Below are 16,535 nucleotides of genomic sequence, written 5' to 3' on the forward strand. Positions count from 1 at the left end.
CGGTCAGCCCAGCGGCAACAGAACGCTGGCCAGTCGCGCGGAGGTCTGACGCAGGTTTTCGCACAGCAGGCGCGCGATGTTTTCCATCATCAGCGCGGCGGCGTGGGGTTGCCGCCGGCGCAGTTGTTCAAAGCCCTTGCGGGTGAGCACCACCAGGGTGGCGTCCTCGGCGGCACGCACCGTGGCCGAGCGGGGCTGGTGGTCGACCAGCGCCATTTCGCCCAGGGAATCGCCGGGGGACAGATGGGCGATCACCGCCGCGGTGTCCGGGTCGGCGCCACCGGCGCCCTGGGCTTTCAGAATATCCAGACGCCCGCGCACCACGAAACACATGAAGTCGCTGCGGTCCCCTTCCCGGCACACGGTGTCGCCGGCGGCCACCCGATTAACGAACACCAGTTTCTCGGCGGCGGCCAGTTGCTCGGCGTCGAGCCCCTGGAACAGACGCATGCGCGCCAGCACCTCGACCACCGATACGCTCATCAGGCGGTGCCACCCACCGTCAGGGCGTCCACGCGCAGGGTCGGCTGGCCAACGCCCACCGGCACCGACTGGCCGTCCTTGCCGCACACACCGATGCCGGTGTCCAGGGCCAGGTCGTTGCCGACCATGGAGATCTTGTTCATGACTTCCACGCCGCTGCCGATCAGGGTGGCGCCCTTCACCGGGCAGACGATTTTGCCTTTCTCCACCAGATAGGCCTCGCTGGTGGAAAACACGAAGCGCCCGGAGGTGATGTCCACCTGGCCACCGCCGAAGTTCACCGCGTAGAGGCCCCGGTCCAGGCTGGCCAGAATCTCCTCGGGCTCGGAGTCGCCGGGCAGCATGTAGGTGTTGGTCATGCGCGGCATCGGCAGGTGCGCGTAGGACTCGCGGCGGCCGTTGCCGGTGGGCGCCACGCCCATCAGGCGGGCGTTGGTCTTGTCCTGCATATGGCCGACCAGGCGACCTTTTTCGATCAGCACGTTGTAGCCGCTGGGGGTGCCTTCGTCATCCACGTTCAGGGAACCGCGCCGGTCCGGCAGGGTGCCGTCGTCGACCACGGTGCACAGGCTGGAGGCCACCGGCTCGCCCATCTTCTTGCTGAACATGGAGGTGCCCTTGCGGTTGAAGTCGCCTTCCAGGCCGTGGCCCACCGCCTCGTGGAGCAGCACGCCGGGCCAGCCGGGGCCGAGCACCACCGGCATGGTGCCCGCCGGCGCCGGTTCCGCGTCCAGGTTGAGCAGCGCCTGGCGCACCGCGTCCCGGGTCCAGGCTTCCAGTTTGCCGTCCTCGCGCAGCCAGTCGTAGGCCACCCGGCCGCCGCCGCCGGCACTGCCCCGTTCGCGGCGGCCGTCCCGTTCGGCGATCACGGAAATATTGAAGCGGATCAGCGGTCGCACGTCGGCGGCCAGGGTGCCGTCGGTGGCGGCCACCAGCACCACGTCCTGCTCGCCGCTGAGGCTCACCGTCACTTCCTTCACCGCCGGGTCCAGGGAGCGGGCCAGGCGGTCCATCTCGCGCAGCAGCGCCACCTTCATCTCGCTGCTCCAGCCGGGCAGCGGGTCCAGCGCCTGGTAGCGGGCCGGCACCGGGCGGGCGGCGCCGATGCGCACCGCCTTGTCGCCACCGGCGCGGCCGATGGCGGCGGCGGCGCCGCCGGCCTGCTTCAGGGTGTCCAGGGAAATGTCGTCGCTGTAGGCGAACCCGGTCTTGTCGCCGCTGACGATGCGCACCCCGGCGCCGCGCTCCAGGTTGAAGCTGGCATCGCGCACCAGCCCGTCTTCCAGCACCCAGGCCTCATGGCGGCTGTGCTGGAAGTAGATGTCGGCGTAGTCGGCGCTGCCCGCCAGCTTGCCGCCCAGCAGCGTCTGCAACTGGTCGGTGCCCAGATCGGCGGGCGCCAGCAGGATGTCGGAGGCCAGGGAAAGGCGTTCTTTGTCAGAGATCCGTTCTTGGTCAGAGATCCGTTCTTTGTCAAAGATCATAGGGACCGCTCACTTGAAATCGTTGATGGGTATGCACCGGCAGGCCGGCGCGTACGTTTTGCAGTACCGCCGGGTCCACCGGACCCAGCACCACGCCGGGCGCGTCGCCGCCCTCGGCCACCACCCGGCCCCAGGGGTCGATCAACTGGGAATGTCCGTAGCTGGCGCGTTTGTCACTGTGCCGCCCGCACTGGTTGGCACCCAGCACGTAGCAGCCGCTCTGGATGGCGGCGGCGCGCAGCAGCACCGTCCAGTGGGCGGCGCCGGTGGTGGCGGTGAAGGCGCTGGGGTAGACGATCAGGTCGGCGCCGGCGTCGGCCAGGGCCCGGGTCAGCAGCGGAAAGCGCAGGTCGTAGCAGATCGCCAGGCCCACCCGCAGGCCGGCCACGTCCGCCACCACCACCTGGTCTCCGCCCTCGAACACGTCGGATTCCCGGTACCGGCCCTGGGCATCGGCCACGTCGGCGTCGAACAGGTGCAGCTTGTCGTAGCGGGCGGCGACGGTGCCATCCGGCGCCGCCAGCACCGCCCGGGGGCGCACCCGGGGCGCCGGCACCGGGCTGCCGTCCGGCCGGGTCAGCGCCGGCAGGCTGCCACCCAGCACCCACAGGCCCAGGGCGCGGGCGCGCTCGCCCAGCCATTGGCACAGCGCCTCGTGGCGCTCGCCCAGGGCCCGGTAATCGACGCCGTAACCGGCGAAGTTTTCCGGCAGCACCGCCAGCTCGGCGCCGCCTTCGGCGGCCCGTGCCAGGGCGTCGCCGGCGGCGGCCAGGTTGGCGTCCGTGTCGGTGCCGCTGGTCATCTGCACGGCGGCCACCTGGATCGCTTTGTTCAGCACGTCGTTACTCAAGAAACCCCTCCGTCTCCTTCACCGAGGGCTCGCGCCACGGGCCGGAGACCTGGTACTTCATGGTGGTGGTCTTGTCCAGCTTATCACCCCAAAGCCGCTCCACCACAAAGATGCCGGCGCACACCGCCGGGCCGGCCAGGCAGCCGGCGTAAAGATTGCTGGACAGTGGCAGGGTCATGGCCACCTCCATATCCAGGGTGCGCTCGGCGAGCTGCGCCTGCCCGGTCACCTCGAAGGCCGCCGACGGCGACGCGATGGCCAGCTTGCGGGTGGTCAGCAGCGGCCCCTTGAATTGAAAGTCCCCGTCGATGCCGTCACAGGACAGCCCCTCGCGGTACAGGTCGGAAAAGTCCAGCCGCAGCCGGCGCTGCAGGTTGGCCAGGTTGACGATGCCCAGCACCTTCAGCACCGAGGTGCGCCCCTCCGGGTCCGGCAGCTGACATTCGCCGATGTCGAGGGTGGCGGTACCGTTCAGATCCAGATAATCCGGGCGCAGCGGCCAGTCGTTCCAGGCCAGGTCCACGGTGGCGCGGGCGTCGTCGGTGACTACCAGGGCGGGCATGTCCAGCGCCGTCAGGGCGGCCTTGAGGTCGTCGGAGGCGATGCTGCCCTGGTAGCGGCTGCGCTGGCCCCGGGCGGTTTCCGTCCAGGTCAGCTGGCCGGCCAGGTTAAGGTGATTCCACTGGCCACGCAGGTCGTCCACGCGCACGCCCTGTTCCACCGGCCGCAGGCGGCCGGACCAGGCACCCAGGGCCTGGCCGCCCAGGCGCAGGTCATGGAGATCCACGTCCATGATCGGTACCCGGGTGGGGGCGATGGGCGGCGCGCTCTTGGTCTCCGCGCCGGCGTCATCGGCGTCGCCGCCGCCAAGCGGATTCGCCGGCAGCCGCAGCCGGTTCACCGTCAGCGTCAGCGGTTTGTCGCCCCGGGGCCGGTAGCCCTCGGGCAGGCGCACGGTGCCGGCCACCGCCGGGCTGGCCAGACCCAGCTCCCAGTCCCGCCCGCGCGGCGCGGCGCTGAATCGGGTGGAAGCCAGTTCGCTGCCGAACAAATCCAACCGGTCGATGGAGAGGGACACCCGATTGATCAGGTCGCGGGTGCCGGCGGCCCCCGCTTTGCTGCGGGGCTTACCCGGATCGTCCACCGGCGTCAGGTTGCCGATGAAGTCCAGCCAGTCCGCCGCCGAGGCCCGCGCCACCCGGCCCTCGATGGTCAACCCGCGGGCGGGCAGCGGCGGCAGTTCGCCGGCGCCGAAGCGCAGCGCCCCGGCCAGCGGATCGCCGAGCCGGAAACGCCCCTCGCCCACCTGGCCATAAAACACCGATACGTCCTTGCGCTGGCCCTGCTGGCGCCACACCAGGCGGCTGCCGCGGGCCTCGTCCGCCGGCTTGCCCAGGGGCGCCGGCGCGTCCACCTTGACACCCTGCAGGGTGGAGCGGGCCTCCAGGCGGAACGGACGCCCCTGCCAGGGCATGGCCAGATCCAGCTCCAGAGGCAGGGTCCCGGAGGCCGGCGCCAGCCAGTCCGCGTCCAGCCAGTCGCGCAGGCGCTTCACGTCCACCTTGCCGGTCAATTGCATCTGGCTGTCCGGCCCCCGGGTCAGCCAGCTGCCCTGAAAGCGAGCGCCCAGAGCCCGGCCTTCCAGACTGCGCAGGGTGATGCCGCGCTTGAGGTGGAAATACACCGGCGCCGTCACCTCGGTGAGCGTCAGGTTCAGGGGATCGCTGCGCAGGGTCAGCCCTTCGCCCCGGCCGTCCACGATCACCATGGGGGCCGGCCCCGGCCGCGCCAGCGGCAGGTCCAGCAGCAGATGGCCGTTGACCCGGCCGTCGCGGAAACGCCAGTCCAACAGGCCCTCGGGCAGTTGCTTGCTCAGCGGGGTGTCGTGGAACAGCCGATCCAGGTCGGCGGCGGGGCCGTCGGCGCGCCCCTGGATCACGATGTGGCGCTCGTTGGCCGCCGACACCTCCGGCAGGTCCACGCTCACGTCGGTCACCTCGGTATTGAACAGGCGGCCGCGACGGGCCTGGCCGGTGACCCGGCGACCGTCGATCAGCACCCGGGCGTCCACATCGGTGGCCGCCGGCCAGTCGGGCAGGAACGACAGGGTCAGGTCGCGGGCCTGGAACAGCATCTGGAAGGTGCGGTCCTGCTGCCGGTCCGGCTCGATCTTCACCGGGCCCTGGTACAGAAAGCGCCCGCGATCCAGGTGGCCGCCCTGGAACGCCTGGCCCAGCCAGTCGCCCAGCGGGTCCTTGAGCTTTTCCAGGGGAATATAGTGCGCCGCCCGGGCGCCATTACCGTCGGCCACGTCGGCGAGCAGGCGCAGTTCCGGCACCGGCCGCTGCTCGCCGCCGTCCACGCGCAGCATGGCCACGCCCCGGGCGTCGGCGTTGGCGGCGCGCAGCACGCCGGTTTCCACCCACCAGCGTTGGTCGTCGGTGTGCCAGCGCAACGGCCCGTTGAAGGCGGCGCTGAGCGGATGGTCGTAGAGGCGGGGCACGGTCAGTTCAAGCGGCTCGCCGTTGATCCGCGCCACCCCTTCGGTGGGTGTGCCGGCCAGCCAGCCGCTCAGCCCGGCGACTCCGGGCACCCGGTCCAGGGCGTCGCTGGCCAGGCCGGCGAAGCGCGCCTGCAGGGTCTCCACCCGCTGTTCCTCGCCCTGCAGATAGACCGCCTCCAGCACGCCACGGGGCTCATGCTCGCGCAGCCGGTCGCGCACCGTGTCCAGCCCCTCGGGGAGCGCGAACGGCCACTGGGCCAGTTGCCGGGTGAGCGCGTGGATGGCCAGGTCGCGGCCCTCGAACCGCCAGCGTCGGTGCTCGCCCTCGCTGCGCCAGCGCAGCGCCACCGGCCCCGGCGCCACCGCCCCGGCCGGGGTTTCACCGGTGAGGGACGTTACCGACAGCTGGCTTTCCCCGTCGCTGCCGTGGCGCCACAGGGCGTCCAGATTCAGGTCGCTGAGCGGCCATTGATGGGTGCCGTCGGTGAGGGTGGCGTCCGGCGCGGTCAGGCGCACCTGGCCGTCGCTCAGTTCGCCGCCACGGACCCGGCCCCAGGCGCGCACCCGGCCGTCCAGGGTGGCCAGGTCCAGGGGCCAGTCCCGGCCTTCCGGCAGCCATTCCTGGAGCCGCTCGCCCTGCACGTCCAGGTAGCCACGGGCGTCGAGCTGCTTCAGGGCCAGCGGCTCGCCTTCCACGCTCAGCCGGGCGTCCACCGAGAACGGCCGGTCCCGGGCTTCCACGCGCACCGACAGATCGTGCTGGTCGCCGTCGTTGACCATCGCCAGGGTCAGCGACGAGGCCGCCAGGGGCGGCAGGCCGGGCCAGTCCAGGGAAAAGCGCGCGTCCTCGATCAGGATGCGGTCCTGGCGGTACAGGGTCCTCAGCGTGTCGCGGGGATCGCCGCCGTCACGGCGCAGGGCCTCCAGGCCGCGCAAATGGATGCCGCCGTCCGGGTCGCGCACCAGATGCAGGTCCACGCCGCGCACGCTCAGCTCGCGCAGATAGGGTTGGCGGTGCCACAGGGTAGGCAGCACCTTGACGCTCACCGCCACCTGGTCCAGACGCAGGGAGGGCTCGCCGTCGGCGTCCGGCAGCGTCAGCCCGCGCAGCTGGAACCGGGGCGACAGGCCGTCCATCTCGCCGCGCAGGTCCTCGATCTCGATGGGAAAACCCAGGCGCTGTTCCAGCAGCGCTTCCAGGTCCTGGCGGTAGTCCGGCACCAGCAGCATCAGCTGCCGGGCCACCACCACGTAGGCGGCGAGCAGCAATACCGGCACCGCCACCAGCCACCAGAGCTGGCGGCGCAGGGTGTTACGCCAGCGCGCGCTGCGGTTCGTCACTGCCAATAGGGAACTCCGGCCCATTCGAGAAGCGCCACGGTCTCCGCCAGGGGCAGACCGACCACTCCACTGTAACTGCCCGTTATGGTGGCCACCAGTGCCGCCCCGCGGCCCTGGATGCCGTAGGCGCCGGCCTTGTCCAGGCCCTCGCCGGTGGCGGCGTAGGCGGCCAGGGTGGCGGGGTCCAGATCGCGCAGCCGTACGCGGGTTTCCGAAACGTTCAATCGCCAGACGTCACCGCGCATCAGGCAGACCGCCGAAATCACCCGGTGTTCCCGGCCGTTGAGAAGGGTCAGGGTGGTCAGGGCGTCGTCCGCGTCGTCGGGCTTGCCGAGAATCCGCTCGCCCAGCACCACGGCGGTGTCGGCGCCGAGCACCGGCGCGCCGGCCGGCGCCCGGGCGCGGCCGGCGGCGGCTTTCTCCCGGGCCATGCGTTCCACATAGGCCCGGGGCGCCTCGCCGGGCGCCGGGGTCTCGTCGATGTCGGGGGCGCGCAACACCTCGAACGGCACGCCGATCTGCGCCAGCAGTTCCGCCCGGCGCGGCGAGCCGGACGCCAGGTAAAGCCGGGAAGGGGCGCGGGCGTCCGCCATCAGCGCACCAGGAAGCGCAGCTGCACCCAGCGCAGCACGCCGCACAGGGGGCGCCAGATCACCGCGCTGGCGGCGGTGGAATAGAGAATGGTGTAAGGGGGATAGAAGGTGCGGCCCACGGATTCCTGGATCAGGAAGGCGAGCAACTGGGCGGACCCCACCAGTAGGAACACCACGGCACTCTGCTGCAGCAGCGGAAACACCCGCATGCGCTTGTAGGCGGCCTGCATGAAATAGGCGCCCAGGGCATAGGCCAGAGCCCACTGGCCGAGCGTGGTGCCCACCAGCACGTCCTGGTAAAGGCCCACCATGAAGCCCCACAGCACGCCGATGCGGTGCGGCAGGGACAGCACCCAGTACAGCAGCACCAGCAGCATCCATTCCGGGCGCACCCAATTGAACGTGTCGCTGAGCGGCACCACTTCCAGCAGCGCCGCCACCACCAGGGTCACCAGGATCACGCCGGTGCCGGCGGGCCGCTCGCTATTCAGTCGCATCGGCGTCCTCCGTGTCCGCTTCATCGGCGGGCCCGGCACCGGCGTCGCCGCCGTCGGTTTCCATGTCCGGGGCGCTCACCGGCTCCATGGACTGCACCAGCAGCACATGGCTGACCCGGTCCAGATGGGCGGTGGGCCGTGCCTCGATGTCCGAGAACGAGGCGCCGGACTGATGGTTCACGCTGACCACCCGGGCCACCGGATAGCCGCGCGGATACAGTTTGCCCAGGCCGGTGCTCACCAGCAGGTCCCCTTCACGGATGTCGGCGGTATCGGGCACGTACAGCAGCCGCAGCCGGCTGCCCTGCCCGGTGCCCGCCAGGATGGCGCGCACCCCGTTGCGGTTCACCTGCACGCTCATGGCGTGGCTGGCGTCGGTGATCAGCAGCACCCGGGCGGACAGCGGCCCGGTCTCCACCACCTGCCCGATCAGCCCTTCGGAATCCAGCACCGCCTGGCCCTGGGACACCTCGTCTCGGAGGCCCTTGTTGATCACCAGCTCCTGGCGGTTGGGGTCCGGGTCCACGCCGATGATCTCGGCCACCAGCACCGAGGCATCCAGATTGGCGGAGGAATTGAGCAGCTCGCGCAGGCGGGTGTTCTCCGCCTGCAGCACCGCCAGGCGCTGCACCTTCTGCTCCAGGATCAGCACCTGCCGTTCCAGCCGTTCCCGGGATTCCATCAGCCGGGTGCGGGTTTCAGTGAGGCGCATGACACCATTGGCGGCGTCCACGGGCAGGTGCGCCAGATATTGCACCGGCGCGGTCAGGTAGCCGAGGACGTAACGCAGCGGGTCCACCCAGCGGCTGCGCTGATCAAGGGCGATCAGCACAACCGCCAGGACCAGAGCGATCAGCAGGCGGTAGGTGGGGTTGGCGGAGGACATGGCGTCAGGGCTACAACCCTACCCCATGGCCAACATGTCCAGGCCCTGCGTATCCATCAATTCGAGGGCCTTGCCACCGCCACGGGCCACGCAGGTGAGCGGGTCGTCGGCGATGATCACCGGCAGACCGGTTTCCTCGGAAAGCAGCCGGTCGATGTCGCGCAGCAGCGCGCCGCCGCCGGTGAGCACCAGGCCGCGTTCGGCGATGTCGCTGGCCAGTTCCGGCGGCGAGGCTTCCAGGGCGTTCTTGACCGCGTTGACGATCACCGACAGGGGATCCTTGAGCGCTTCCAGGATTTCCTCGGAATTGAGGGTGAACTGGCGCGGCACGCCCTCGGCCAGATTACGGCCGCGCACGTCGATCTCCAGGATCTCGCCGCCCGGGTAGGCGGTGCCGATTTCGTGCTTGATGCGCTCGGCGGTGGATTCGCCGATCAGGGAGCCGTATTCCTTGCGCACGAAGGCCACGATGGCCTCGTCGAAGCGGTCGCCGCCGGTGCGCACGGATTCGGAGTAGACCACGCCGTTCAGGGAGATCAGGGCGATCTCGGTGGTGCCGCCGCCGATGTCCACCACCATGGAGCCACGCGCCTCTTCCACCGGCAGCCCGGCGCCGATGGCGGCCGCCACCGGCTCCTCGATCAGGTACACGTCACGGGCGCCGGCGCCGAAGGCGGAGTCCTGGATGGCGCGGCGTTCCACCTGGGTGGACTTGCACGGCACACACACCAGTACCCGGGGCGCGGGCGGGAAGAAGCCGGTGTCATGCACTTTTTTGATGAAGTACTGCAGCATCTTCTCGGTGACGTCGAAGTCGGCGATCACGCCGTCCTTCATGGGCCGGATGGCGGTGATGTTGCCCGGCGTGCGGCCCAGCATCCGCTTGGCGTCGGCGCCCACCGCCGCGACGCTCTTCTGCGCGCCGTGGTGGCGAATGGCCACCACCGAGGGTTCGTCGAGGACGATACCGCGGCCGCGCACGTAAATAAGGGTGTTGGCGGTGCCAAGGTCGATGGAAAGGTCGGTGGAGAACATCCCCCGAATGCGCTTGATCACGGACATCCTGGCCTGTTTCCTGAGAGTTCGAAAAGAAGAAGCGGGGCCGCCGGCGGGGATCGTCACGCGCCAGCAACAAGATGGCGCAACTCTAGCAACGGCGGGGGGAATCGGCAAGGAGAGCCGCCCGTCTCCGCGGGCCGCGTCGCCACTTCGTATCCACAAGGCACCCCCGGATGTGGTATTTTCCCGCCTTTCCCCCAGATTTGCGGAGAACCCCCATGGCCATTGATTCCCGGGTGGTGGCGCGCGTGGCCCACCTGGCCCGTTTGCAGGTGGACGACGGCGAGAGCGAGGCGCTCTCCGAGCGGCTCAACGACATCCTCGGCATGGTCGATCAGCTGCAGCAGGCGGATGTGGGCGAGGTGGAACCCCTGGCCCACCCCCTGGAAGTGAGCCAGCCCCTGCGCGACGACCAGGTCGACGAGCCGGACGTGCGCGACAAGGTGCTGCCCCTGGCGCCGGCCAGCGAGGACGGCTGTTTCCTGGTACCCCGGGTGATTGAGTGACCGCCATGCATGACAAGACCCTGACCGAACTGAAAGCCGGCCTGCAGGCGAAGGACTTTTCCGCCCGCGAGCTGACCGAGCACTTTCTGGACCGCATCGAGGCCCGGGACGGTGAGCTGAACAGCTTTATCACCGTGACCCGCGAGCAGGCCCTGCGGCAGGCGGACGCCGCCGACCAGGCCATCGCCGCCGGCGATCACCGCCTGCTCACCGGCCTGCCCATCGCCCACAAGGACATCTTTTGCACCGAGGGCGTGCGCACCAGCTGCGGCTCGCGGATGCTGGACAACTTCGTGGCCCCCTACACCGCCACGGTGGTGGAAAACATGGCCCGCGAAGGCGCCATCATGCTGGGCAAGACCAATATGGACGAGTTCGCCATGGGCTCCTCCAACGAAACCAGTTTCTACGGCCCGGTGCGCAACCCCTGGGACACCGAGCGGGTGCCCGGCGGCTCCTCCGGCGGCGCCGCCGCCTGCCTGGCGGCGCGGCTGGCCCCCGCCGCCACCGGCACCGACACCGGCGGCTCGATCCGCCAGCCGGCGGCCCTGAACGGCGTCACCGGCCTCAAGCCCACCTACGGCCGGGTGTCCCGCTGGGGCATGATCGCCTTCGCCTCCAGCCTGGATCAGGCCGGCCCGCTGGGCCTGAGCGCCGCCGATTGCGCGCTGATGCTGCAGGCCATGGCCGGCCACGACGCCAAGGACTCCACCTGCCTCAACGAACCGGTGGACGATTACCTGGGCGGCCTGGATCAGGGCCTGGACGGCCTGCGCATCGGCGTGCCCGAGGAATTCTTCCCGGACAACCTGGACGGCGCCATCGCCGACAACGCCCGCGAGGCCCTGCGCGAGCTGGAAAAACAGGGCGCCAAACTGGTCAAGGTGTCGCTGCCCAGCATCAAGCTGTCGGTGCCCGCCTACTACGTGATCGCCCCGGCGGAGGCCAGCTCCAACCTTTCGCGTTTCGACGGCGTGCGCTTCGGTTACCGCTGTGAGGCCCCCAAGGATCTGGAAGACCTGTACAAGCGCTCCCGTTCCGAGGGTTTCGGCGCGGAAGTGAAACGCCGCATTCTGGTCGGCACCTACGCCCTGTCCGCCGGCTACTACGACGCCTACTACAAGCGCGCCCAGAAAGTCCGCCGGCTGATCCGCGACGACTTCGCCCGCGCCTTCAAGGAAGTGGACGTGCTGATGGGCCCCACCAGCCCGGAGACCGCCTTCAAACTGGGTGCCAAGGCCGACGACCCGGTCAACATGTACATGGCGGACGTGTTCACCATCGCCGTGAACCTGGCCGGCCTGCCGGCACTGTCCATGCCCAGCGGCTTTATCGACGGCCTGCCCGCCGGCACCCAGGTGATCGGCAACTACTTCCAGGAAGGCCGCGTCCTCAATGTGGCGCACCGCTACCAACTGGCCACCGACTGGCACCTTCGGATTCCGGGAGCGTTTCAATGAGTTCCTCTCTCTTTAACGGCTGGGAAGTGGTGATCGGGCTGGAAGTGCACGTGCAGCTGGCCACCCGCTCCAAGATCTTCTCCGGCGCCAGCACCGCCACCGGCGACGAGCCCAACCGCCACGCCAGCCTGATCGACCTGGGCATGCCCGGCACCCTGCCGGTGGTCAACAAGGAAGCGATCCGCAACGCGGTGCGCTTCGGTCTGGCGATCAACGCGGAGATCGGCCGCCGCTCCGTGTTCGAACGGAAAAATTATTTTTATCCTGACCTGCCCAAGGGCTACCAGACCACCCAGCTGGCGGAGCCCATCGTCGGCGCCGGCGAGGTGGTGATCCGCCTGGAGGACGGCACCGAAAAAACCGTGCGCATTCACCATGCGCATCTGGAGGAAGACGCCGGCAAATCCCTCCATGAAGACTTTCATGGCCAGACCGGCATCGACCTGAACCGGGCCGGCACGCCGCTGATCGAGATCGTCTCCGAGCCGGACATGGGCAACGCCGAGGAAGCAGTGGCCTTTGCCCGCCAGCTGCACGCCATCGTCACCTCCCTGGGCATCTGCGACGGCGACATGTCCCAGGGCAACATGCGCTTCGATGTGAACATTTCCGTGCGCCGCCCCGGCGAGCCCCTGGGCACCCGCACCGAGACCAAGAACCTGAACTCCTTCCGCTTCATGGAAAAAGCCATCAAGCTGGAAGTGGAGCGTCAGATCGATGTGCTCGAGGACGGCGGCAAGATCGTTCAGGAAACCCGGCTCTACAACGGCGACACCAATACGGCGCGCTCCATGCGCACCAAGGAAGACGCCAACGACTACCGCTATTTCCCCTGCCCGGACCTGCTGCCGGTGCTGGTCAGCGAAGAGGACATCGAGGCCCTGCGCGCGGAGATGCCGGAGCTGCCGGACGCCCGCAAGGCGCGCTTCATGGACGCCTACCAGCTGTCCGATTACGACGCCGACCTGCTGGCCGCCTCCATCGCCACGGCACGCTATTTCGAAACCGCCGCCGACCACGGCGGCGACGCCAAGCTGGCCGCCAACTGGGTGATGGGCGACCTGGCCGCCAAGCTCAACGCCGAGGACCTGGACATCGCCCACTGCCCGGTACCCGCCGAGCACCTGGGGCAACTGATCCAGCGCATCAAGGACGGCACCATCAGCTCGAAAATCGCCAAGCAGGTGTTCGAGGCCTGCTGGGCCGGCGACGGCAGCCCGGATCAGATCATCGAATCCCGGGGCCTCAAGCAGATGAGCGACAGCGGCGAGTTGGAAAAAATCATCGACCAGATCATCGCCGACAGCCCCGCCCAGGTGGAGGACTACCGCGGCGCCGACGAGGCCAAGCGCAAGAAGAAGATCGGCTTCTTCGTCGGCCAGGTGATGAAAGCCACCCAGGGCAAGGCCAACCCGCAGCAGGTGAATCAGCTGCTGCAGGAGAAGCTGACCCCATGAGCGAATCCCGCGTCACGCTGTCCATCGAAAACCACATCGCCACCGTCACCCTGAACCGGCCGGACAAGTACAACGGGCTGGACCTGGAAACGCTGACGGCGCTGGTGAAAACCGCCCGTGCTCTGAAGAAGAACCGGGACGTGCGGGTGGTGATTCTGCGCGGCGCGGGCAAGGCGTTCTGCGCCGGCCTGGACTTCGGCACCGTCACCAAAACGCCGATGAAAATGCTGCTGGCGTTCACCAAATTCGGGGTGCGCAAAACCAACCTGTTCCAGAAAGCCTGCTGGGCCTGGCGGCAACTGCCGGTGCCGGTGATCGCCGAGCTGCACGGCTATTGTTATGGCGGTGGCCTGCAACTGGCGCTGGCGGCGGACTTCCGCGTCGCCGCGCCGGACTGCGAACTGTCGGTGATGGAAATCAAATGGGGCCTGATCCCGGACATGACCGGCACCGTCACGCTCCGTGAACTGGTGCCCCTGGACGTGGCCAAGGAACTGGCCATGACCGGCCGCCGCTTCGACGCCCGCGAAGCCAAACAACTCAACCTGGTGACCCGGGTCGCCGACGAGCCGCGCGCCGAAAGCCAGGCCCTGGCCCACGCCCTGCTGGAACGCTCCCCGGACGCCATCAGCGCCACCAAGGCCCTGTTCCAGCGCACCTGGAACCAGTCCGAGGACCAGGCCTTCCACGAGGAATCGCGGCTGCAGTTCAAGCTGCTGCGCGGCAAGAACCAGGGCGAAGCCATGGCCGCCAACTTCAAGAAACGGGCGCCCGACTTCCGCAACCGGCAGCGGGATTACTGAGCCCAAGTTCCCCTTCCGTGGCCGTATTTTCCAAATACGGCCAATATACGGCCAATCACCATGTCCAGGGGCGATAACGAGGAACACATTCTGAGCGCCCTCCGGGAGCCGTGGCCCCGCCAGCCAGCAGGACATTCTTGAACGCCTGGCCGCCCGGGTCCTGAGCCGCCTCCGCCGGATCACACCGAACACGACGTGCAAATCGTGGGCACCGGCCGGGGGTCGCGGTCCGACGTCTAAAAGCGCCACTCGAACTTCAGACTGGCGGTGTTTTCCTCATAGCTGTAGAGCCAGTCCACATTGCTGCGTACCCGGGTGTGCTCCAGATTAAGGCTGGGCACCAGGCCGGCCAGGGACCAGCGCGGCGCACTGAGTACCGCCATGTAACGCTGCTCCCGATCCTCGCGGCGCGCGTCCAGCAGAGCGCTGTAGGCGTCGTAGCGCTTCTCGCGAAGCGATGCGAACACGGTCAGATCCATGCCCGGCAGCAGCGGCTTCGCCACGCCCAGGCGCACGCCGTACTGCCGGTAGGAACTGATGGCCTCGCGGGTGTCACGATCCAGGCCGTCGAGCCCGCCGAACAGGGTCCAGTCCGTTCCCAGGCGATGCCAAAGCGTGGCGTACAACGCCCGTGAAGCCCCATCGAAACGGGCATGGGCGTCCTGGTCATAGCGCAGATGCTTGTGCTCGGCTTCCAGCTTGAAGGCGGTGCGTGGCGAGCGGTAATGCATCCATTCCGCGCGCCCGCCCCAGGCCTGGTAGAGCGCATCGTTGCCGTAATCGGTGTATTCGAACAGCGGCGACAGCGCGTAGCGGTTGCGCGCGTTCCGATACTGATAACCGGCGGCCAGACTGTAGGTGCTCTGATTGTAGATGCTGTGATCCCGATAGCGGTCGCCGTAGGCCAGCCCGCGCAGGAACAGGCCGTGGTGGCCCGGCAGAAAGAGCGTTTTTTCCACCGCCGCCTCGAAGCCCAGACTTTCGGTTTCGATGGCTTCCGGCGCCGACCGGCGGATGAAGCAGGCGCCGTTGCTGAACATCAGCAGACAGGTCTCGCTTTCGGAACTCAGGTTCACGTTGTCACTGTAGCCCGGGCCCGCCGCCAGCCTGCCCTGCCAGCTGCCCCGCTCGGCGATGGCTTGCAGAAACGCGGTGACCGTAGCACGCACGCCCTCCACCCGAGGATCGCCGTCGGGCAGTTGCTCCCGTATCGCTCGGAATCGGCGGCGCGCCTCCCAGGTCTCATGGTTCTCGAACAGCACCCGGGCCAGTTCCAGCCGGCCCGGCAGAAAGTCCGGTTTCAGAGCCAGCAAGGTACGGAACTCCGCCTCCGCGGTGTCCAACTCGCCGCGCAGGCGCGCCAGTTTGCCCCGGGCGTAATGCAGCAGCAGTGGATCCGGATTTTCCAGCGCCCGGTAGACCTCCAGGAAACGGGCCGCCGCCGACCAGTTGCGATTGCGTAACGCCACGTACAGCGCCCGCCCCAGATCGTCGCGGTTGTTTTGCACCGGGTAGGTCCGACCGTTAATGATCAAATCGGGCAGTGGCCGGTCCTTGGCGCGCTCCTCCTCCAGCAGGTCCTGTTCCCGTTCCCGGGCGGAACGTTCCAGGCCCTGGTTCAAGCGAAGCTCGGTGTCCTGGTCCGCGCCATGGACAGCCGGAACAGGAAGGATAAAAAGCAAAAAAACGAGGCCGTAAACGCCACGCACTTTGTAGCCCAACGAGGAGCGGAAAAGAAAAGCCATGGGGCAGCGGAATCCTTGCGGCGGGAAGGCCGGTCGGTGTCCTTTCCGAAACCGGCCCAGCGAACAAACGAGAACTTAACGTGCACCACCAAAGGCGGTGTCGTAGTCGCTGTTGCCGCTGAAGGTGGCCATGCCGGCCAGGGCGGCGGCGTTGCTGCCGTAGAACTCGCCCACGCTGACGCCGGTCTCGGTACCCGCGCCACCAATGGCGATAGCGTCCCCAGAGAACGAGGAGCCACTAATAGTGGCGTCAACGCCGATGGAAAGCGCGCTGCTGCTAAAACTACCGGTTACGGTGTTGCCGCTGAAGTCCGCGGTCAGAGTCCCGCTGAGCGCGCCACCGGCGGTATGTTGGTTAATCCCGGTCACGGTGTAATCCACCTGGCCGGTAGTCGGCATGGTGGCATCCACATTGCCCTTCTCACCCACGTAGTACACGGCCCGGTGCTCGAAGTTCGGACCGCCGGCTTCGGACCATTCGCCGAACCAGACGTCCTCGCTGCCGGCCTGGGCGAAGCTGAACACGCCCATGCCGCTGTGATCGGGATCGTCCACGTCAATCGGCGAGCTCAGGGTATGCACTCCGTCGATATCAGAGGGGGAAAAGACGGACAGGAACTGGAAGTCCACCTTGTCATCGATGTTCATGGAGTTGGTTTCCACGCCAATGCCGGCCAGGCCGGATGTGTGCGGCCCGGCGTCCACCGTGGAGGTGCCGGCCTCGACATAGGTGTTGTCGCTCTCGCCGCCGACCACGGCCGCCTGGGTCAGTGAAGCGGCGGACAGCGCCGCCACGGCCAGCGCCGCTTTGAAGGTCATCTCTTTCATTGCTCGACTCCTTGATCCGTTATTGATAAATCCCAAAGAG

Annotated in this window: 14 protein-coding genes; 4 read left to right on the plus strand and 10 right to left on the minus strand. The window is 68.3% G+C overall.

From position 1 onward, the window contains the following. Nucleotides 1-3 precede the first annotated feature (3 nt). The 8 genes from IM760_RS02345 to IM760_RS02380 are packed head-to-tail and all read right to left on the minus strand — an operon-like array spanning nt 4 to nt 9,693. Complete coding sequence (locus IM760_RS02345) at nt 4-483, minus strand: cyclic nucleotide-binding domain-containing protein (protein ID WP_204426956.1); 480 nt, start codon at nt 481-483, stop codon at nt 4-6. Beyond that, nucleotides 483-1,967 (minus strand): metalloprotease TldD, encoded by a 1,485-nt coding sequence (tldD, locus tag IM760_RS02350; protein ID WP_204426957.1) that lies wholly within the window; start codon nt 1,965-1,967, stop codon nt 483-485. The genes IM760_RS02345 and tldD overlap by 1 nt, the downstream gene beginning before the upstream one ends. Further along, a complete protein-coding gene (locus tag IM760_RS02355) occupies nt 1,957-2,817 on the minus strand; it encodes a carbon-nitrogen hydrolase family protein (RefSeq protein ID WP_239549558.1) in 861 nt (286 codons plus the stop codon). The genes tldD and IM760_RS02355 overlap by 11 nt, the downstream gene beginning before the upstream one ends. Further along, nucleotides 2,810-6,661, minus strand: a complete 3,852-nt coding sequence (locus IM760_RS02360) for a YhdP family protein (RefSeq protein WP_338021359.1) — start codon at nt 6,659-6,661, stop codon at nt 2,810-2,812. The genes IM760_RS02355 and IM760_RS02360 overlap by 8 nt, the downstream gene beginning before the upstream one ends. Further along, the gene (locus IM760_RS02365; RefSeq protein ID WP_204426959.1) at nt 6,658-7,254 is read right to left on the minus strand and encodes a Maf family protein; all 597 of its coding nucleotides are present in this window, start codon (nt 7,252-7,254) and stop codon (nt 6,658-6,660) included. Before IM760_RS02365 ends, IM760_RS02360 begins: the two co-directional genes overlap by 4 nt. Continuing rightward, nucleotides 7,254-7,751, minus strand: a complete 498-nt coding sequence (mreD, locus tag IM760_RS02370; protein WP_228233492.1) for a rod shape-determining protein MreD — start codon at nt 7,749-7,751, stop codon at nt 7,254-7,256. The genes IM760_RS02365 and mreD overlap by 1 nt, the downstream gene beginning before the upstream one ends. Then, nucleotides 7,738-8,637 (minus strand): rod shape-determining protein MreC, encoded by a 900-nt coding sequence (gene mreC / locus IM760_RS02375; RefSeq protein ID WP_204426960.1) that lies wholly within the window; start codon nt 8,635-8,637, stop codon nt 7,738-7,740. The genes mreD and mreC overlap by 14 nt, the downstream gene beginning before the upstream one ends. Nucleotides 8,638-8,655: 18 nt before the next feature. Further along, on the minus strand, nt 8,656-9,693 hold the full coding sequence (locus IM760_RS02380) for a rod shape-determining protein (RefSeq protein WP_138774288.1): 1,038 nt from the start codon (nt 9,691-9,693) through the stop codon (nt 8,656-8,658). A 221-nt stretch (nt 9,694-9,914) separates the two neighbouring features. Here IM760_RS02380 and gatC point away from each other — a divergent pair, with 221 nt between their 5' ends. Genes gatC through IM760_RS02400 form a run of 4 tightly spaced genes read left to right on the plus strand, consistent with a single transcriptional unit; the run spans nt 9,915 to nt 13,922 of the window. Continuing rightward, nucleotides 9,915-10,202 carry an Asp-tRNA(Asn)/Glu-tRNA(Gln) amidotransferase subunit GatC gene (gatC, locus tag IM760_RS02385; RefSeq protein ID WP_204426961.1) on the plus strand — a complete coding sequence of 96 codons (288 nt, stop codon included), beginning with the start codon at nt 9,915-9,917 and terminating at the stop codon, nt 10,200-10,202. Nucleotides 10,203-10,207: 5 nt separating this feature from the next. Beyond that, nucleotides 10,208-11,662 (plus strand): Asp-tRNA(Asn)/Glu-tRNA(Gln) amidotransferase subunit GatA, encoded by a 1,455-nt coding sequence (gatA, locus tag IM760_RS02390; protein WP_204427042.1) that lies wholly within the window; start codon nt 10,208-10,210, stop codon nt 11,660-11,662. Further along, nucleotides 11,659-13,119, plus strand: a complete 1,461-nt coding sequence (gene gatB / locus IM760_RS02395) for an Asp-tRNA(Asn)/Glu-tRNA(Gln) amidotransferase subunit GatB (protein WP_204426962.1) — start codon at nt 11,659-11,661, stop codon at nt 13,117-13,119. Before gatA ends, gatB begins: the two co-directional genes overlap by 4 nt. Then, nucleotides 13,116-13,922 (plus strand): crotonase/enoyl-CoA hydratase family protein, encoded by an 807-nt coding sequence (locus IM760_RS02400; RefSeq protein ID WP_204426963.1) that lies wholly within the window; start codon nt 13,116-13,118, stop codon nt 13,920-13,922. Before gatB ends, IM760_RS02400 begins: the two co-directional genes overlap by 4 nt. 236 nt (nt 13,923-14,158) lie before the next feature. On the opposite strand, the gene IM760_RS02405 is transcribed toward IM760_RS02400, so the two are convergent. Both IM760_RS02405 and IM760_RS02410 read right to left on the minus strand, forming a co-directional pair. Next, the gene (locus IM760_RS02405; protein ID WP_204426964.1) at nt 14,159-15,544 is read right to left on the minus strand and encodes a porin family protein; all 1,386 of its coding nucleotides are present in this window, start codon (nt 15,542-15,544) and stop codon (nt 14,159-14,161) included. Between the two features lie 198 nt (nt 15,545-15,742). Beyond that, complete coding sequence (locus tag IM760_RS02410) at nt 15,743-16,495, minus strand: Slam-dependent surface lipoprotein (protein ID WP_204426965.1); 753 nt, start codon at nt 16,493-16,495, stop codon at nt 15,743-15,745. Nucleotides 16,496-16,535: the final 40 nt, after the last annotated feature.

Origin of the sequence: Alloalcanivorax marinus, from assembly GCF_016906305.1 — a bacterium.
In the GTDB taxonomy this organism is placed as follows: Bacteria; Pseudomonadota; Gammaproteobacteria; order Pseudomonadales; family Alcanivoracaceae; genus Alloalcanivorax; species Alloalcanivorax marinus.